This is a genomic window from Solidesulfovibrio fructosivorans JJ] (assembly GCF_000179555.1).
Lineage (GTDB): Bacteria > Desulfobacterota > Desulfovibrionia > Desulfovibrionales > Desulfovibrionaceae > Solidesulfovibrio > Solidesulfovibrio fructosivorans.
In genome coordinates this window covers 42,221-60,416 of sequence record NZ_AECZ01000018.1, presented here as the reverse complement: position 1 = coordinate 60,416, position 18,196 = coordinate 42,221, and the positions used below count along the sequence as shown (strand labels likewise).

The 18,196-nt window shown below is 66.0% G+C and carries 16 protein-coding genes; 4 read left to right on the top strand and 12 right to left on the bottom strand.

Features of this window, described 5'->3' with window-relative positions:
- Nucleotides 1-29: 29 nt before the first annotated feature.
- Nucleotides 30-1,325 (top strand): phenylacetate--CoA ligase family protein, encoded by a 1,296-nt coding sequence (locus tag DESFRDRAFT_RS13260; RefSeq protein ID WP_005994669.1) that lies wholly within the window; start codon nucleotides 30-32, stop codon nucleotides 1,323-1,325.
- Between the two features lie 196 nt (nucleotides 1,326-1,521).
- On the opposite strand, the gene DESFRDRAFT_RS13255 is transcribed toward DESFRDRAFT_RS13260, so the two are convergent.
- The 6 genes from DESFRDRAFT_RS13255 to DESFRDRAFT_RS13230 all read right to left on the bottom strand — a co-directional run bounded on the left by DESFRDRAFT_RS13255 (nucleotide 1,522) and on the right by DESFRDRAFT_RS13230 (nucleotide 7,039).
- Entirely contained in the window at nucleotides 1,522-3,105 is a 1,584-nt protein-coding gene (locus tag DESFRDRAFT_RS13255) for a DHA2 family efflux MFS transporter permease subunit (protein ID WP_005994667.1), read from the bottom strand.
- A 13-nt stretch (nucleotides 3,106-3,118) separates the two neighbouring features.
- Complete coding sequence (locus DESFRDRAFT_RS13250; protein ID WP_005994665.1) at nucleotides 3,119-4,225, bottom strand: HlyD family secretion protein; 1,107 nt, start codon at nucleotides 4,223-4,225, stop codon at nucleotides 3,119-3,121.
- A gap of 189 nt (nucleotides 4,226-4,414) precedes the next feature.
- Nucleotides 4,415-5,107 (bottom strand): DUF1847 domain-containing protein, encoded by a 693-nt coding sequence (locus tag DESFRDRAFT_RS13245; protein WP_005994663.1) that lies wholly within the window; start codon nucleotides 5,105-5,107, stop codon nucleotides 4,415-4,417.
- A 19-nt stretch (nucleotides 5,108-5,126) separates the two neighbouring features.
- The gene (locus DESFRDRAFT_RS13240; protein ID WP_005994662.1) at nucleotides 5,127-5,372 is read right to left on the bottom strand and encodes a Nif11-like leader peptide family natural product precursor; all 246 of its coding nucleotides are present in this window, start codon (nucleotides 5,370-5,372) and stop codon (nucleotides 5,127-5,129) included.
- A gap of 282 nt (nucleotides 5,373-5,654) precedes the next feature.
- Nucleotides 5,655-6,707, bottom strand: a complete 1,053-nt coding sequence (gene argC / locus DESFRDRAFT_RS13235) for an N-acetyl-gamma-glutamyl-phosphate reductase (protein WP_005994661.1) — start codon at nucleotides 6,705-6,707, stop codon at nucleotides 5,655-5,657.
- 17 nt (nucleotides 6,708-6,724) lie between these two features.
- A complete protein-coding gene (locus DESFRDRAFT_RS13230) occupies nucleotides 6,725-7,039 on the bottom strand; it encodes a DUF1844 domain-containing protein (RefSeq protein ID WP_005994660.1) in 315 nt (104 codons plus the stop codon).
- Between the two features lie 181 nt (nucleotides 7,040-7,220).
- Between DESFRDRAFT_RS13230 and pyk the strand changes: the two genes are divergently transcribed.
- Nucleotides 7,221-8,648, top strand: coding sequence for a pyruvate kinase (gene pyk / locus DESFRDRAFT_RS13225; protein ID WP_005994659.1), 1,428 nt, complete (start codon nucleotides 7,221-7,223; stop codon nucleotides 8,646-8,648).
- An 83-nt stretch (nucleotides 8,649-8,731) separates the two neighbouring features.
- Here the strand turns inward: pyk and DESFRDRAFT_RS13220 are convergent, their stop codons facing one another.
- Together DESFRDRAFT_RS13220 and DESFRDRAFT_RS13215 are read right to left on the bottom strand one after the other, a co-directional pair.
- Nucleotides 8,732-11,248, bottom strand: coding sequence for a response regulator (locus DESFRDRAFT_RS13220; RefSeq protein ID WP_005994658.1), 2,517 nt, complete (start codon nucleotides 11,246-11,248; stop codon nucleotides 8,732-8,734).
- Nucleotides 11,249-11,471: 223 nt separating this feature from the next.
- Entirely contained in the window at nucleotides 11,472-12,860 is a 1,389-nt protein-coding gene (locus DESFRDRAFT_RS13215; RefSeq protein ID WP_005994657.1) for an MFS transporter, read from the bottom strand.
- A gap of 247 nt (nucleotides 12,861-13,107) precedes the next feature.
- On the opposite strand from DESFRDRAFT_RS13215, the gene phoU reads away from it, so the two are divergent.
- Nucleotides 13,108-13,764 (top strand): phosphate signaling complex protein PhoU, encoded by a 657-nt coding sequence (phoU, locus tag DESFRDRAFT_RS13210; protein WP_005994656.1) that lies wholly within the window; start codon nucleotides 13,108-13,110, stop codon nucleotides 13,762-13,764.
- Between the two features lie 82 nt (nucleotides 13,765-13,846).
- Complete coding sequence (locus tag DESFRDRAFT_RS13205; RefSeq protein ID WP_005994654.1) at nucleotides 13,847-14,260, top strand: response regulator; 414 nt, start codon at nucleotides 13,847-13,849, stop codon at nucleotides 14,258-14,260.
- On the opposite strand, the gene DESFRDRAFT_RS13200 is transcribed toward DESFRDRAFT_RS13205, so the two are convergent.
- From DESFRDRAFT_RS13200 to trpB, 4 genes are all read right to left on the bottom strand, one after another.
- The gene (locus DESFRDRAFT_RS13200) at nucleotides 14,235-15,332 is read right to left on the bottom strand and encodes a hybrid sensor histidine kinase/response regulator (protein WP_005994653.1); all 1,098 of its coding nucleotides are present in this window, start codon (nucleotides 15,330-15,332) and stop codon (nucleotides 14,235-14,237) included. The genes DESFRDRAFT_RS13205 and DESFRDRAFT_RS13200 overlap by 26 nt on opposite strands.
- 55 nt (nucleotides 15,333-15,387) lie before the next feature.
- Nucleotides 15,388-15,999 (bottom strand): LysE family translocator, encoded by a 612-nt coding sequence (locus tag DESFRDRAFT_RS13195; RefSeq protein WP_005994652.1) that lies wholly within the window; start codon nucleotides 15,997-15,999, stop codon nucleotides 15,388-15,390.
- A 102-nt stretch (nucleotides 16,000-16,101) separates the two neighbouring features.
- Nucleotides 16,102-16,872 (bottom strand): tryptophan synthase subunit alpha, encoded by a 771-nt coding sequence (trpA, locus tag DESFRDRAFT_RS13190; RefSeq protein ID WP_005994651.1) that lies wholly within the window; start codon nucleotides 16,870-16,872, stop codon nucleotides 16,102-16,104.
- A complete protein-coding gene (gene trpB / locus DESFRDRAFT_RS13185; protein WP_005994650.1) occupies nucleotides 16,869-18,053 on the bottom strand; it encodes a tryptophan synthase subunit beta in 1,185 nt (394 codons plus the stop codon). Before trpB ends, trpA begins: the two co-directional genes overlap by 4 nt.
- Between the last annotated feature and the right edge of the window lie 143 nt (nucleotides 18,054-18,196).

The following is an 18,196-nucleotide window of genomic DNA, read 5'->3' as shown; positions in this document are numbered from 1 at the left end:
CGACCGATCTTGTTTTCTGGAGCCCCCGCATGAGCCGTTATCGCTTTATTCCCGAACTTTCTCCCGAAGCCCTGACCGATATCCAGACCAAAGGCCTCAACTGGACCTGCCGTCACGCCTTCGACGGCAGCCCCGTCTACCGGGAGCGGCTCTCCGGGGGCGGCTATGAGCCCGGCCGGGAACTGACCCTGGACGACCTGACCAGTCTGCCCGTGACCACGGTCGAGGACCTGCGCCAGGGCTATCCCCTGCCGCTTCTCTGCGTGCCCGAGGAGCAGGTCGTGCGCATCCACGCCTCTTCCGGCACCACCGGCAAACGCAAGATCCTGGCCTACACCCAGGGCGACATCGACACCTGGAAGGACATGTTCGCCCGCTGCTACGAGCTGGCCGGGCTGACCACCCTCGACCGGGTGCAGATCGCCGTGGGCTACGGCCTGTGGACGGCCGGCGCGGGCTTCCAGCTCGGCTGCGAGCGGTTCGGGGCCATGGCCCTGCCGGTCGGGCCGGGCAATATGGAAATCCATCTGCAGCTTCTCGAGGACATGGGCACGACCTGCCTGTGCTCCACGGCTTCCATGGCCCTGCTCATGGCCGAGGAAGTGCAAAAGCGCGACATGAAAAAGCGGCTCAAGCTCAAGAAAGTCATTTTCGGGGCCGAGACGCACACCGACAAGATGCGCCGCCGGTTCGAAAAGTGGCTGGGCCTCGAGGAGAGCTTCGACATCACCGGCATGACCGAGCTGTACGGCCCGGGCGCTGGGCTCGAATGCTCCGCCCACGACGGCATCCACTACTGGGCCGACAAGTTCATCCTGGAAGTGCTCGATCCCAACACCCTGCGGCCCGTCGCTCCCGGCGAGGTGGGCGAGATGGTGGTGACGAGCCTTTGCAAGGAGGCCGCGCCGCTGATTCGCTACCGCACCCGGGACCTGACGCGCCTTTTGCCCGAGCCCTGTCCCTGCGGCCTGTCCCTGCCGCGCCACGACCGCATTCTCGGCCGTTCCGACGACATGTTCGTCTTTCGCGGGGTCAACATCTACCCCGGCCAGATCGCCAGCGTCCTGGAAGATTTCAAGGACGTGGACAGCGAGTTCCAGATCCGACTCATCCGCCGCGACGGCCGCGACCAGATGGTGCTCAAGGTCGAGCGCAAACCCTCGGCCGGGAGCGACCTGGACCAGAATCTGTCCGAAGCCATCTCCACCTCGTTGCGCAAGCACCTGTTCGTGCGCATCTGGGTGGAAATCCTCGCCCCCGGCAGCCTGCCCCGCAGCTGCGGCAAGACCAAGCGCGTCCACGACGACAGGAATGGGATAGATTAGAGGAGAAGAGGGGAAAAGAAGAAGATGCGAGAGGGGGACCTTTTTTGAAAAAAAGGTCCCCCTCTCGCGCTCTCCCCTCCAAAAAACTTTCAACAATTACAGATGAGTAGCGCAAGTATACCGTAACCGGTAAAAGTCTTTGGAAGGAGGGGTTGGGGGGAAACTTTTCGTAAGACAAAGTTTCCCCCCGGCTCTTTCAATGCCCCATGACCGGCTTGGCGCCTTTGCGCGAGCGGCGCAGGAGCAGCACTCCCGGAATGCACAGCAGGCACAGGTAGGCCATCACCCGGAAGCTGTCCATGTAGGCGAGCAGGGTGGCCTGTTGCACGAGCAGGTCGTAGGCGAGGCCCATGGCCTTGAGCTTGGCCGTCACCGCGTCGGCGTGGCGCGCGAGGTAGGTCTGCAAGGCTTGCAGGTAGGCCTGGAAGCGCGGGCTGTCGGCCCGGAGATGGCCGCCAAGAAGCATCTGGTGCGCCTGGGCTCCCCGGTCCACCACGGCGATCAGCGCCGCGATGCCGACGCTGCCCCCGATATTGCGCATGAGGTTGAAGATGCCGGCCGCGTTGCCCATCTGTTCGTTGGCCAGGTTGGACATGGCCTGGGTGGTCAGGGGCACGAAGACCAAGGCCATGGACAGCCCGAGCAGCACGCTCGGCCAGATGATGGCCGCGATCGAGATGTCGAGGTTGATCTCCGCGAACCGGTACGACGAATAGGCCATGAGCACGAAGCCGCCGCCGATGAGCACCCGGTTGTCCACCTTGCCGATGATCCGGCCCACGAAGATCATGGCGATGATGGCCCCGATGCCCCGGGGACTGAGGGCCATGCCGCTGTCGAAGGCGGAGTAGCCCATGAGGTTTTGCATGAAAAGCGGCAGCAGGGTGATGGCGCTGTAGAGCACCACGCCGACCACGGCGATCATGGCGGTGCAGGCGGCGAAATCGCGGTCGCGCAGCACGCGCAGGTCGACCAGCGGATGGGCGGTGCGCAGCTCCCACCAGATGAAAGCCAGCATGGAGGCGAGGCTCACCCCGGAAAACCAGCGGATCCACACGGCGGCGAACCAGTCCACCTCCTGGCCCCGGTCGAGCACGATCTGGAGCGTGGACAGCCAGGCCACCATGAAAAGGAAGCCCACGTAATCGATCTTGCCGGCCCGGCGGGACTTGGCCTCCAGCAGATACGGCGGGTCCTCCAGGAACGTCTGGCACATGAGCAGGGCGGCGATCCCCACCGGCAGGTTGATGAAAAAGATCCAGCGCCAGGACATGTTGTCCGTGATCCAGCCGCCTAAAAGTGGCCCGATGATGGGGGCCACCACCACGCCCATGCCGAAGACGGCCATGGCCATGCCGCGCTTGTGCGGCGGAAAGCTCTCCATGAGGATGGCCTGGGACAACGGCTGGAGCGCGCCGCCGGCCGCGCCCTGGAGCACCCGGGCCAGCACCAGCAGCGCCATGGTCGGGGCCGTGCCGCAGGCCGCCGAGGCCAGGGTGAAGCCCGTGACGCACACGAGCAGGAAGCGCTTGCGGCCGAAGGTGGTGGCAAGCCAGCCGGTCATGGGCAGCACGATGGCGTTGCTGACGAGATAGCTCGTCAGCACCCAGGTCGATTCGTCCTGGGTGGCGGCCAGGCTCCCGGCCATGTGGGGCAGGGCCACGTTGGCCACGGAGGTGTCGAGGACCTCCATGAAGGTGGCCAGCATGACCGCCGCGGCGATCAGCCAGGGATTGGCAAGCGGCGTCCAGGGGGCGGCCGGCGCGGAAGATGCAGCCATATTGGGCCCTGCCTTAGCGCACGCGCACCGTGGGTTCGACGGACATGCCCGGCGCGAGGCGGGACAGGGTTTCGGGGCGTATGCCGTCAAAGACGATCTTGACGGGCACGCGCTGCACCACCTTGACGTAGTTGCCGGTGGCGTTTTCCGGGGGCAAAAGACTGAACGCCGCGCCGGTGCCGCGCTGGATGCTGTCCACGCGTCCCCGCAGTTCCTTGTCGGGAAAGGCGTCCACGACCATCGACACCGGCTGGCCCGGCCGCATGTGGGTGAGTTGCGTTTCCTTGAAATTGGCCACCACCCAGACGTCGGGCTGGACCAGGCTCATGACGGCCTGGCCGGCCTGCAGGTAATCCCCGGGCTCCACGGCCTTGTTGGTCACGCGGCCGGAAACCCGGGCGTGCACCACGGTGTGGGTCAGATCAAGGTCGGCCTGATCCCGATCGGCCTGGGCCTCGTTCACCTTGGAGCGGGCCGTCTCGATGGCGGCGGCGGCCAGGGCGACCTGGGCCACGTCGGCTATGTGCTTTTTGCGGGCGACATCCAGGGCGGCCACGGCGGTGCGGGCCGTGGTGTCGGCATTGTCCTTGGACTCCTGGGACACCACGCGCTCGCTAAGCAGCTTGTCGTAGCGGACGCGTTCCTTGACCGCATTGTCGGCCGTGGCCTTGGCCGAGGCCACCTGGGCCTCGGCCGCATCGGCCGTGGCCAAGGCGGCGCCTTCCTGGGAAACCGCTTCCTCCAGGTTGCGTTTGGCCGTGTCCAGGGCCGCCTGGGCGGCTTCCAGGCGCGTCTGGTAATTGACCGGATCGATGCGCAACAGCACGTCGCCCTGGCGCACCTGCTGGTTGTCGGTGACGAGCACCTCTTTGACCCGGCCGGGCACGCGGGGCGCGACGCTGGTCACATGGCCGGCGACGAAGGCGTCGTCCGTGGATTCGAAGTGGCGGGCATGACGCCAATAGAGCGCTCCCCCCACGCCGCAGCACAGGAGAAAGACGATGAGCACGACAAGGCGCGGGCGCCTCTTGCGGGGGCGGCCGGCGGGCGCGGACGGTTCAGAGACGGCCATATCGGGACGCGCGGCGGCGTCCTCCTGGCCGGAAGGCGATGCGGACATAATGGTAAAGGCTCCGGGCCGGTTGTGCGTCCTTGGGAAGTATGACGTGGGGACGGCCCTTCCCAGTCTCCAAAGGACAGGAGACAGGGTGTATAGTGGACATTAGGCTCTTTTTGTCAACCACGCACCAAAAAGTAACCTAACACCCTGCGGGGAAACCATCACCGGGAAGAAATCGAGGGACGCGGATCAGGGCAACGGCTTTTTGAGGTAGCGGTAGTAGCTGTCGTACTGGTTGATGGCGGCGATGGGATTGTGGCCGAGAAGCCGGTCCTTGACGGCCAGCACCGTGCCCATGGCCTCGGCGTGCTTGAAGAAAAGCGAATCGTGGCCGACGCACAGCCCGAGCAGCACGTTGAAGTCGGTGTGGGCCTCGTTGACCACCATGGCCTGGAGCACCGGGTTGCACATGGTCTCGTGGGCCGCACCGGGATCGACCTGCTCTGCCGGGGTGATGCCGAGCGCTTCCTTGGACACGCCGCCGACCTTGCAGGAGACGGAGGCCACCTCGAAGCCGTTTACGGCCAGGATTTCGTGGACCACGGCGGCTTCCTTGCGCAGGCCGATGCAGAAGACCAGTCCCAGGCGTGTATAGCCCATGCGGCGGGCGAATTCCACGATCTCGACGATGCGGGGCTTGAGCGGCTTGACCGCGCCGTAGCCTTCCTCGCGGCCGCCGTAGCAGGTGGCTTCCTGAAGCGAGGCCTCCTTGGCGAAGACGCCGCAGGCGGCGGAGGTGGTTTTCGCCACGGCCGGCTCGATCAGCCCACGCATCTTGATCGAGGGGCAGTCCTTGGGCGCTTTGCCCTTGCCCGTGCGGCAGTACCTTTCGGACCAGTCGTAGGGACACAGCGCGCATTGGGGCAGGGGGGCATCGGCCATGGGGATCGTCTCCTTGTCGTTATGAGCCTTGCAGCATGTTCCACCAGTTGCGGAACGCGAAAAATTCCTCGGCCTCGTCATGGGTCTGGCATTTGACGTGGAGCACGCCGTCCATTTCCGCGAATTCGGCGTCGGTAAAATACAGGCCGGCTTCGCGCAGCACGGCTTCGCGGCCCTCTCGGCCCTCGGCCTTGTAGAGCTTGGCCCGAAGCTCCTTGTCGGTCTTGTAGCAGGCAAACAGCCGGCGGACATTGTCGAGCGTCATTATGGTTTCCTTGTTTTCCGTTGGCTGGCCGGCGGCGGGCTGTGGCGGACGCGCGCGGCGCATATTCGAAGAATACGCCTTCGCCTCCGCCACAGCCCGCCGCCGGCCCTGGTAACGCATGCCATAATCAGGGCGTGCCGCCGTGCCCCGGGGCGCCCGCTCCCTGACCCTTTTCGCCCCCTGTAAAAGTTTTTCGGGAGGGAGGGGCGCGGGGAGGGGACCCCTTTTTTCAAAAAGGGGTCCCCTCCCCGCATCCTTTCGCCTTTCTCTCCCCCAGTCCCTCTACGGCATCATCGGCGCGAAGTGCAGGCCGGCGTCGGAAGGCAGGCCGGACATCAGGTTGGCGCAGGCCACGGCCTGGCCGGAGGCGCCCCGGCACAGGTTGTCGATGGCCGAGACCACGATCAGGCGGTTGGTGCGGGGGTCGAGCACGAGGCCGATGTCGCAAAACATGGTGCCGCGCACGTAGCGCGTTTCCGGCAGTTTCCCCAGGGGCAGCACGCGCACCCAGGGCTTGTCGGCGTAGAAGTTGTCGTAGCGGGCGTGGATCTCCTCCAGCGTGGCGGGCGTAACCAGCCGCGTGTAGATGGTGGAGAGGATGCCCCGGTCGATGGGGAGCAGGTGCGGATTGAAGGACACGGTGATGTCCGCGCCGGCGAGCTTTCCCAGTTCCTGCTCGATTTCCGGGGTGTGGCGGTGCTTGCCCAGGTTGTAGGCCCGGAAGCTGTCGTGGACCTCGCAAAAAAGCGTGCCCACGGCGGCCTTGCGCCCGGCTCCGGACGCGCCGGATTTGCTGTCGGCCACGATGCCGTCGGTTTCTATCAGGCCGGCGGAAAGGGCCGGGGCCAGCCCCAGGATGACGGACGTGGGGTAGCAGCCCGGATTGGCCACGAGTTTGGCCTTCTTGATGCGCGGCGCGTAGAGTTCCGGCAGGCCGTAGACCGCGTCCGGCAAGAGGTCCGGATGGCGGTGGGCCAGACCGTACCAGGAGGCGTAGACGTCGGCGTCGGCCAGGCGGAAATCGGCCGAGAGGTCCACCACGGACAACCCCGCGGTGAGCAGTTCGGCGGCGTAGTCCATGGCCGCGCCGTGGGGGACGGCCAGAAAGACCAGCTTGCACGACGCGGCCAGATCGGCGGCGTCCGGCTCGGTTATGCCCACGTCCCCGGCGCGAAATCCCTGGAGAAAGGGATACAGGGAACGAAGCGGCTTGCCGGCTTCGGCCCGGGACGTGGCCCGGGTAAGCCGCAGGATGGGGTGCACGGCCAGAATGCGGGCCAGTTCCATGCCGGTGTAGCCGGTGACGCCGACCAGGCCGACGGGAATCGTTTCCATGGGGTCTCCCGGGGCGTTTACTGTTTTTTCACGAAGGCCATGCGCAGTTCGCACAGGATGTTGTCGAGCACCTTGTGCTCCTCGCCGGTGAGGTTGCCGCGCGTCTTGCAGGCGAGCATGGCCAGGATGTCGATGGTGTGCTTGGCCTGGGGGAGGTTCTGCATGTATTCGCCGGTGTCCGGGTCCGGGGCTTCGCCCATGAGCACCATGGCCGACTGGGCCAGGGACAGGACGAAGGTGATGAAGGACACGGGCGGAAAACAGGATTCCCGGTCCGAGTGAGCGTTATTGCAGCCGCAGGGGCTTTCCTTTTTTTGCGCGTCGCTGCCCATGGGGGCTTCCCTCCTTGAACGTGGCTTCGGCCTTGTCCTTGACAACCATTCCCAGTAGATAAGGATACGTCGTGAAACGGCAACCAGCCGGGGGTAGTCTTATCCCAAACCCGTCCGGCATGCATCCGCTTTTTCCCGTCTATCGCGGGGGGAGGCGGGCCGGACATGCCTGGAGGCAAGCATGCATACCAAGATCGTGGCCACGCTCGGCCCCGCGTCCATCGCGCTCGACACCATGCGCGAGATGGTACGTCACGGGGTCCGCATTTTCCGTCTCAACTTCTCTCATGCCGATGCCGCCTATTTCGAACCGATCATCAAAAATATCCGTAGCCTGGAAAGCGAATTCGGCATCCCGCTGACAGCCCTCGGCGACCTGTGCGGCCCCAAGACCCGCATCGGCGAGGTGGCGGATTCGCCGCGAAGCGTCAACAAGGGCGAAAGCCTGCTGCTCGGACTTCCCGACGAACGGCCCGATCCGGCCCATGACGACCGGGTGTTCGTCTCCCTCGACATGCCCGAATTGCTCGCCGGCCTGCGGGTCGGCATGCCGGTCAACCTGAGCGACGGGCTGCTCCAGTTCCGCGTCACCCGGGAGGTCAAGGCCGACCGGCTCTACGCCATGGAGGCGCAAAACGCCGGACTTCTCTCCTCCAACAAGGGCATCGCCTTTCCGGGCAAGCACCACGCCTTGCCGGCCCTGACCGCCAAGGACGTCAAGGACCTCCACGAGGGCATCGACGTGGGCGTCGACGCGCTGGCCATCTCCTTCGTGCAAAACGCCGAAGATGTGGCCATGACCAAGGAGGAGATAAAAAAGCACGGCGTATGGGTGCCTGTGGTGTCCAAGCTCGAGCGCCAGAACGCGGTGGAAAACCTGGACGCGATTTTGAAGCTCACCGACGCGGTCATGGTGGCGCGCGGCGACCTCGGCCTCGAATGCCCCATCCCGGAACTGCCGATCCTGCAGAAAAAGATCATCCGGGCCTGCCGCCATGCCCAGCGGCCGGTCATCGTGGCCACCCAGATGCTCCTTTCCATGGTCAAAAATCCCATCCCGACCCGGGCCGAGTCCACGGACGTGGCCAACGCCATCCTGGACGGGGCCGATTGCGTGATGCTCTCGGAAGAGACGGCCGTGGGCGACCATGTGGTGGAAACGGTCAAGGTGATGCGCCAGATTTCGGACAACGCCCTCAAATACTACCTGGAGCGCATCCCTTCGCCCTACGCGCCGAAGCGGGAGAAAAATCCCGGCAAGTTCGTGGCCTATTCGGCCTGCCTGATCGCGGACAACATGGAGGCCGACGCCATCGTCTGCCATTCGGTCAGCGGCACCAACGTCCGCCTGACTTCGAGCCGCCGGCCGCGCCAGTCCATCTACGGCGTGACGCCGGATTCCCGGGTGATGCATTTTCTCAATTTCGCCTGGGGGGTGCACCCGCGCCTGCTGGAGGCGACCAGCGGCGACCACATGGCCCGGGTGGAGGCCTTCGTGCAGAACTGTCCGGACATCAAGCCCGGCGATCCGGTGGTGATCACCGCCGGCCGTCCCACGCCCGGCAACGATATGCCCGGCACCAACGAGATCAAGATCTACTACAAGTAGCCCCCCCGGGCCGTCTCGGGATGGTCCGGCGTCCGCCCGTGCAGGGTTCCCGCTTGCGGCGGGGCCCTGTGCCGGGGGCGGCGTCAGTTCCCCTCCGGCCTCTTCCGGTCGGACATGATTCGCTTGAGCTCCTCCATGAGATGGGCGATGTCGATGGGCTTGGAGACGTAGCCGTCCATGCCCGCGGCCAGGAATTTCTCCCGGTCGCCGCTCATGGCGTAGGCGGTCACCGCGATGATGGGGATGGCGGCCATGGGGCCGAGCCGGGGGGAATGCCGGATCTCCCGGGTGACTTCCAGGCCGTTTTTTCCGGGCATGCGGATGTCCATCAGGATGCAGTCGAAAGGTCGTTCGGCCAAGAGCCGCAGGATTTCCTCCCCGCTTCCGGCCGGCGTCACCGCATAGCCTGCCTTTTCCAGCATCTTTTGGGCGGCAAGGCGGTTTATGGCCTCATCCTCAGCCAGCAGTATCCGGAAACGATCCGTGGAGTCCGCTGCCGCGCGGGCCGGCGGCGTTTCGTCCGGCGCGTCCTTTTGCGCCGCGCGCAAGGGCAGGGCGCAATAGATCGTCGTGCCGCCGCCTTCCCGGTTGTCGATGGCCAGTTCGCCGCCCATCATCCGCACCAGCCGGCGCACGATGGAAAGCCCGAGCCCGGCGCCCTCCCGCGGGGCATAGGGCGCGCCCAGTCCCTGGACAAAGGGTTCGACGATGTCCGCCAGCCGCGCGTCGGGGATGCCGACGCCCGTATCCCGCACGGAAAAGACCACGGGCAGCCGTCCGTCGGCGCGGGGCGGCAGGGCGAAGGCCGCAACGTCGACGCCGCCCGTCGTGGTGAACTTCAGGGCGTTGCCGACCAGATTGAACAGGATCTGCCGGATGCGCGTCTCGTCGCCGGCCAGTCGCGCCGGCATGGCGGCGTCGGTGGAAAACTCCAGGCGCAGGCCCTTGTTTCTGGCCACCAGGGAAAACACTTCCAGGATGGAGGCCTTGAGGTCGGCCACCTTGAAATCCGCTTCCTGGAGCGTCAGCTTGCCCGCCTCGATCCGGGAAAGGTCGAGGATGTCGGAAAGCAGGCCCGTCAGGCGCTGGGTGGAGAGGATGGCGGCTGCGAGGTATTCGCGCTGCTCCGCGTCGAGGGAGGTCGTGCGCATCAGCTGGAGCATGCCCAGGACGCCGTTTAAGGGCGTGCGGATCTCATGGCTCATGTTGGCCAGGAATTCCGACTTGGCGACATTGGCGGTTTCGGCCACGCGCTTGGCATTGCGCAGCGCGGCCTCGACCTGCTTGCGCTCCGTGATGTCGGCGAGCAGCAACAGCAGATGGTCGATTCCGTCGCGCACGAACCGGACGAAGTGGCATTCGATCCAGATGTCCTTGTGAAACGACGTGACCGTCCGGCATTCCAGGTGCGATGGCGCGCCGGTTTCGAGGGTCGCGACGGCGTGATCCAGCATCCCGGCCTCCCGCCAGGAGTCCAGATGGCGGAAGTTGAGGCTCTGGAGGGCTTCCTTGTCGCCGCCGATAATCCGGCAGAAGCTGTCGTTGACCGAGATGCACTGCCCGTCTTGGTGATAGACCCCGATGCCGACCGGGGATGTCTCCAGGATGGTTTCGTTGAATGCCAGCAATTGCTGGAGGTCGGCCGTGCGCAGGGCGACCAGCTCTTCGAGCCGGCGTTGCTGCCGCTTCGCCGCCAGCCGGTCGCGACGGACCCGGATGGCCAGCGCCCCGGTCAGGACGCCGATGCCGACCACCGCCGCCAGGGTCCCCAGGCCGATCATCCAGGCCAGCCCGTGCCATCGCCGCAGTACCGTGGACAGGGGCAGCGACAGGCATACCGACATGGGCAGGCCGGGAACGGGGCTGCCGGCGCTGATGCGTCCGGAACCGTCGCGACAGGGCGGTTCGACGCGGCCGAGCAGGGTGTCGTCGAAGGGATAGGTGGCAAGCAGGGTGCCGTCGGCCCGTTGCAAGGCGATGCGGGCGCTGGGCGGCAATTCGAGGGCATGGTAGAGACGCGTGAAGTACCGCATTTCCACGGCGGCCATGAGGACGCCGGCGAAACCGCCGTCCGGGGTGGTCAGACGCCGGGAAAGGCTGATCATCCAGTTGTGGTTGACCCGGTTTCGCAGCGGCGCGGAAATGAACAGGGCATCCGTTGTGGCGTGCTTTTGGGCGCGGAAATAGTCCCGGTCTCCGACGTGGACAGGGGGAGTGGGAAAGACGCGCGAGTGGGCGAGCATCGTGCCGTCCGCACCGAACAGCAGCAGCGCCTGCCCCTGCAGCAGGCCGCGGAAGCGGTCGTGCAGCAGCCGGTGCAGGGCCTCGTCCGTCGGCGGCGAGGCCAGCCGTTCGGGCGTCAGGAGCGTTCGCGTATCCGTCAGGACGAAGTCGATTTCCTGAAAGGCCAACCCGGTTTGGCCCGCCAGGACGAGGGACAGGCGGGCCAGGTCCTTGTGCACTTCACGCAGCTCGCCAAGGCGCAGGGCGTACAACCCGACGGCGCAGCCGAGACTCAGGGCGAGAGACAGCAGGACCCCCGGCCAGAGGATCGACGCGCTGGATTTCGTCGTATGGGCGTCCGGCTCTGCTGGCCGCATGGTTCCTCGGCATCGCCCTGAAGACAGCAAGGACGCCCTCGGGCAGTACAGGATGAAACGGTTGTTTCCGAAGCTTCCCGGCCGACAACATAGTTACGGAATTCGCTTGGATATCGGAAGAGACCTCAAGCGTACAAATGCCCGGGGACGGCGGCCTTGTCAACGGCCCCGGCCCGGGGGGCCGCTCCCCTCTCCGCCCTTGCGGGCAGTGGCGGGGCGGCCGCTAGCGCAGGCTCTTTTTCCCCCGCCAAAACGACAGGATCACCCCCAGGCACGAGAACACGGCAAAGGCGACCAGCCCCACCCGCATGCTGGACAGAAAGGCCGGCAGCGTGTCGGCGGTGATGATGGCGTCGCCCATGAGCAGCGAGAAGATGAGCGTCACGCTGGTCATGGACACGGCCATGCCGAAAGTGCGCATGGCGGCGATCATGCCCGAGGCCAGCCCGAACTGGCGCTTTTGCACGCTGCCCATGATGGCCGTGGAGTTGGGGGTGATGAAGATGCCGAAGCCCGCGCCGATGACCGCCAGTTCCGTGATGAGCAGCCACAGCGGCGTGTCCATGCCGATGGTCGCGGCCGCGACCAGCAGGCCGGCGGAACTGACCAGCATGCCCACGGTGGCAAGCGTCGCCGCGGCGAAACGCTCGGTCAGCCGGCCGGCGACGGGCGAGGCGATCACCTGGAGCACCGGCTGGGACAGCAGCACCAGCCCGGCCAGGCGCGGCGGCAGGCCCTTGGCGTACTGCAGGTACAGGCTCATCATGAAGGTGATGCCGAAGGTGGCGGCGTAGTTGCCGAGGGCGGCCAGGCAGCTCAGCGTGAAAAAGCGGTTTCTGGTCAGGAGATTGATGTCGAGCAGCGCGCTTTTGGTGTGGGCTTGCAGGCGTAGGAACACGGCCAGCCCCAGCACGCCGACCGCGATCATGGCCGGGCCGAGGGGGATTTCCTTGGCATGGGCCGCGCCGAGCATGAGAAATGCCACGCTGACGGCGTAGAAGATGCCGCCGCGCCAGTCCATACGCTCGCCAAAGGCGTTTTTCGGCGCTTCCTTCATGCCGAAAAGGCACATGCCCGTGGCGGCCAGTCCGATGGGCACGGGCATGAGGAACACGTAGCGCCAGCCGAAGTGGCCGGTGACGTAGCCGCCGAGCACCGGGCCAAGCGACAGCCCGGCGTAGGTGCAGGCCGAGACGATGCCGATCTTGCGGCCGCGCATCTCCGGCGGATAGGCCGCCGCCACCAGGGCCAGGGACCCGGACAGCACCATGCAGGCCCCGAGTCCCTGGAAAAAGCGCTGGAACATGATCATGTGCACGGATTCGGTAAATCCCAGGGAGCAGGTCAGGGCGGTGAACAGGGCCAGGCCCGGCAAAAGCACCCGGCGCTGGCCGATGATGTCGCCCCAGCGCCCGAAGGCGAGCATGCCCATGGCCAGGGACACGACGTAGAGCTGTTCGATGAGCCCGAGCTGCATGGCCGTGGCGCCGAGGTCGCGGCCGAGGGAAGGCAGGGCCACGCCCACGGCCGTGAGCATGAACGGGGCCATGAACTGGGCGATGCAGACAGTGACAAGGACCATGGCCGGGGAGCCGGCTTTCGGGGACGTCATGCGGGTATCCTTTGCAACGCGGTCGGGCGGGGTTTTCGAAGAAAGGCCTCGGCGTGAATTTCGGCCGGTACGGACAAAAAAACAAGAGGTAACCAAAAAGACGGCAAGTACCCTGCGGGTATCCTTCGCCCCGAGCGCGAAAAACGGCCGTGTTCTGTGACAATTCGGCGAAGCTCTTGCCAGTCTTGTTGCGGCGGTATACGCTTTCGGCTCGCATTCTCGACGAGGCAGATCCGGGAGGGATGTCGTGGAACGGATTATCGAGGCAGATCTGGAGAAGTTGAAGACAGATACGCTTACGATTTTCCACATGGCCCAGGCCGCCGTTGAAAAGGCCCTGCATGCGGTGTTCGACCGCGACCCCGAACCGGCCCGGGCCGTCATCGAGGGCGACGCGGCCATCGACGCCCGGGAGTGCTCCTTGGACGCGGAAATCCTGCGCCTGCTCGCCCTGCACCAGCCCGTGGCCAGGGACTTGCGCTACATCGTCGCCTGCATGCGCATCGTCGGCGACGCGGAACGCATCGGCGACCAGGCCGTGGGCCTCGCCAAGCGCGGGCTGCTGCTGGCCGGCCAGGAGCCCATCGCCCCCCCCGTGCGGCTGGAGGAACTGGCCGAGGCCACGCGGGAATTTCTGGCCCGCACGGCCGTGTGCTTCTCCGAACTCGACCTGGACGTCTCCCGCCGGCTGTGCGAGGAATCCGAGGAGATCCTGGACCTCAACGTGGCCATCCTCAAGGAAATGACGCAGTACATGCGCGACGTGGCCCGGCCGGTGGAGCGGGCCGTGCAGCTGTGCTTCATCGCCCACGGGCTCAAGCGCGTGTGCGACCAGTGCACCAACATCGCGGAATCGGTGGTTTTTATCCGCGAGGGCGCGTGCAGCCGCCACCGTTGCGACTAGCCTTTCTTCCCCTTGGTTTTTGCGGCGGCTTTGTCCTAGAATGGGGGCACCGTGGCGCGTGCGCGCCCGAAGGAGCCGCCTCGTGGACATCCCTTCCGCCATCGCCATCCTCATTGTCGACGATCAGCAGCCCATGCGCAAGACCATCGCCTACATCCTGCGCCAGCTCGGCTTCAAGAACCTCAATTACGCCGAGGACGGGGAAATGGCCTGGGAGATCATCAACCGCGATCCGGTGGACCTCGTGCTGCTCGACTGGAACATGCCGCGCATGTCGGGGCTCACGCTCCTTGAGCGCATCCGCAAAAGCGAGCGTTTCGCCAAGGTGCCCGTGGTCATGATCACGGCCGAAGCCAACGAGGAACACGTCATGACGGCCATCGGCGCCGGGGTGACCAATTACGTGGTCAAGCCGTTTTCCCCGGACGTGCTGGCGCGCAAGATCCGGGAAGCCTGGGGCTCGCCCAATGTCAGGCGACCGGGAGGCGCACCGTGACGCGCGTGCCCGCGCCGTCGGTTTCCATGGCGATGTCGCCGCCGTGGGCCATGGCGATGCGCTTGGCCGAGTAGGTGCCGAGCCCCGTGCCCTTGGGCTTTCCGGCGGTGGCGTACTTGTCGAAAAAGCAGTCGCGCACGCACTCGGGCACCGGGCCGGCGTTGGCGATGGCGATGCGGGCCATGCCGCCTTCGCGGCCGAGGTCCACGGACACCGTGCCGCCCCTCGGCGAGGCCTCCACCGCGTTGGTGATGAGGTTGGCCAGCATGGAGAAGCATAAAAGCTCCTCCCCGCGCACCGTGAAGCCGCCCCCCGGCGGGATCGGCGCGCCGTCCGCGGTCAGGGCGAGGGTCAGGTCGCGGTTTTGGGCCGTGTCGGCGAAGAAGCCGAAATTTTTTTCGATGATGGGGACCAGGTTCACGTCCGTCGGCTCGAGCGCGTACTGGTCCCGTTCCATCTTGTAGAGCGCCGTGGACAGGTTGACCATGGACAGGATCAGGTAGCCGGACTCCTCGATGAGGGCGAGCATGTCGCGCTGCTCGTCGTCGAGGTTGTCGGCCATGCGGAGGACCTGGGGCAGGCTGATGATGGCGGACAGCGGCGTTTTGAGGTCGTGGCGCATGATGCGTTCCACATCCTCTTTGAGCCGGGCGTTTTCCAGGGTCACCCGCAGGAGTTCCTTTTCCGTGGCCGCCAGCCGGTAATGGGCAAGGGCCGCGTCCAGGGCGCGCGACAGGTTGGGGGTCGGGCAGGGTTTGGTCAGAAAGCGGAAGATATGGCCTTCGTTGACCGCGGCCATGGCCGTGGTCAGGTCGCCGTGGCCGGTGAGCATGATGGGGACGGCCTCCGGGGCGATCTCCTTGGCTTTTCGCAGGAAGGTCACCCCGTCCATGCCCGGCATGCGCAGATCCGAGACGACCACGGCGAAGGGGCCGTTCTCGCTAAGGACCCGCAGCCCTTCCAGAGGCCCCAGGGCCGTGGCCACGTCGTAGGCGCGGCAAAGCCCCCGCCGCACGCCGTCGAGCACGGCCTGATCGTCGTCGACGAAAAGCACCTTGGCGCATTGGGGCATGGGACATCCTTGGCGTTTTCCCCGCTATAGCCCAATCCCTGGGCGGGAACCAGCCTTATCCGAAAGCGAAGTAGCCGGCGCAGGCCCAAAGCGTCGCGGCCACGGTGCGGAAAAAGCGCCTTGCCGCGCGCGGCGAGGCCAGCGCCGTGGCCAGGAAGGCCCCGAACCGGGCATAGGCCAGCATGCCGCCGAAGGCGAGCAGGCAGATGGGCGCGGCCAGAAGCGCGATGTCGGGCACGGCCGGCATTCCGGCGGCGGCAAAGGGCGGCATGAGCGCGCCGAGAAAACCCCAGGCCTTGGGGTTGACCGCGGCCACGCCCGCGCCTTGCAGGGCGAGGGAAACAAGCGGCGGCCGGTCGCCGGCGGCGTCCGGGGCGATGCGTCTGGCCCCGGTCCGCCACAGGACGAACCCCAGCCAGGCGATGTAGACCGCGCCGGCAAGGCTTGCCGCGCGAAGCAGCCACGGCTCGCGCCCGAGCAGCGAAAGCCCGTACAGGGTGACGACGATCTGGACGAGCGTCGCGCAGACGTTGCCCAGGGCCACGAAAACGACGGGCCGGCAGCCGTGGCGCACGCCGAGGGTCAGCGCCTGCAACATGGCCGGGCCGGGGGTGAGCATACTGGCGGTCAGGGCGGTGAGATAGGCGGTGTAGTTTTGAAGGTGCATGGCGGCTTCCCGCGACGGATTCGGCCGCCCGGCCGGGTCGCATACCGGCCGGGGACCTTGGGCCGGTCTCCCCGGGAGACCGGCCGCCCGTATCATTCGCGGTCAGCTGCGCCAGCGCTGCATGAATTCGGCGGCCGTGCCGCCGGTCTCGATGTGGGCGATCAGCGCCGAGCCGAAGACCACGGCGTCGATGCTGTCGCCGAAGGGGATGAGCTGTTCCGGGGATTTGATGCCGAACCCGAGGGCCACGGGCACGTCGAAGATGCGGCGCACCGAGGCGAGGTGCTCGGCGATTTCGGCCGGCAGCGTCTCGCGCATGCCCGTGGTGCCGAGCACGGAGACGAAGTAGACGAATCCCCGGGCATGGGCCGCGTAGGCGGCGAGGCGCTCCTCGGAGGTGTTGAGCCCGACCAGCGGGATCAGGTCCAGGTCGTGTTTCCCCAGGGTCTCGGCCATGGGGCCGGCTTCCTCCAGGGGCAGGTCCGGGACGATGAAGCCCGACACCCCGGCCGCCGCCGCATCCTCGGCAAGATTCTCCAGGCCGTACTGGAGAAAGGGATTGTAGTAGCCCATGAGCACGAGGCCGGCCTTGTAGCGGCCCTTGCGGCGTTCGAGCTCGTGGAGCAGCCAGGACAGGCAGGTGCCGTTTAAAAGGCAATCGAGGGAGGCTTTTTCCACCACCGGGCCGTCGGCCACGGGGTCGGAAAAGGGCACGCCGATCTCGATGATATCCGCGCCGCCGGCATCCAGCGCGTCGAGTTCGTCGAAAAAGCGTTCCTTGTCCGGAAAGCCTCCGGGCAGAAACGGAATGAGCGCCTTGCGGCCGGCCGCCAGCGCCTCCATGATGCGTGTGGTGAGAATGGACTGGCTCATGCGCGGCCTCCCGCCTTTTTTTCGCAGGCTTCGATGATGCCGAGGTCCTTGTCGCCCCGGCCGGACAGACACACCACCACCTGCGACCCTTTCGGAATCTCTGCGGCGTGGGTCAGCACCCAGCCCACGGCATGGGAGCTTTCAAGGGCCGGGATGATGCCCTCCCGGTGGCACAGGACCTCGAAGGCCTTGAGCGCCTCGGCATCCACGGCCATGCCGTAGTGCACCCGGCCTGTGGCGGCCAGATGGGCGTGCTCGGGCCCGACGCCGGGATAGTCCAGGCCGGCGGACACGGAATGGGAAGGCTGGATCTGCCCTTCCTTGGTTTGCAGGAGCATGGAGTGCATGCCGTGGAGCACCCCCGGCGTGCCGAGGTTTATGGGCGCGGAGTTATAGCAGCCCGGTTCGCCCGTGCCGGCGGCTTCCACGCCGATGAGCTTGACCGACGCGTCCGGTTCGAAGTGGTGGAACATGCCGATGGCGTTGGAACCGCCGCCCACGCAGGCGACCACGTAGTCCGGCAGTCGGCCCATCTTCTCCAGACACTGGGCCCGGGCTTCCTTGGAAATCACGGCCTGGAAGTCGCGCACCAGCGTGGGAAAGGGATGGGGCCCGGCCGCCGTGCCGAAACAGTAGTGCGTGGTGCGCTGCTCGGCGATCCAGTAGCGTAGCGCCGCGTTGATGGCGTCCTTGAGGGTCTTGGTGCCGGATTCGATGGGCACGACCTCCGCGCCAAGGAGCTTCATCCGTTTGACGTTGTGGGACTGGCGGGAAACGTCCTCGGCTCCCATGTAGACGATGCAGCCAAGGCCCAACATGGCGGCGGCCGTGGCCGTGGCCACGCCGTGCTGGCCGGCCCCGGTCTCGGCCAGAAGCACCTGCTTGCCCATGTATTTCGTCAGCAGCCCCTGGCCCATGGTGTTGTTGATCTTGTGCGCGCCGGTATGGTTCAGGTCTTCCCTTTTGAGCCACAGATCGAACCCCAGCTCCTTGGACAGGTTGGGGCAGCGGTACAGCGGCGAGGGCCGGCCCACATAATCAGTCAGCAGCGCGTTCAGTTCCTTCTGGAACTTCTCGCTCGGCACGATGGTCTTCATGGCCTCTTCCAGCTCCAGAAGCGGCGGCATGAGCAGTTCGGGGACAAACTGTCCCCCGAAGTCTCCAAAGTACGCTTTACGCATTGTTATGCCTCCGGCGGCCAGGGGGAAACTTTTTTTAAAAAGTTTCCCCCTGGACCCCCTTCAAAAACTTTTAACGGACTCCGCAGGTGTACGCGGTTCCTCTGGTCATCCCTTATTCCCGGCTGGCGCTTTTCCTGGCGGCA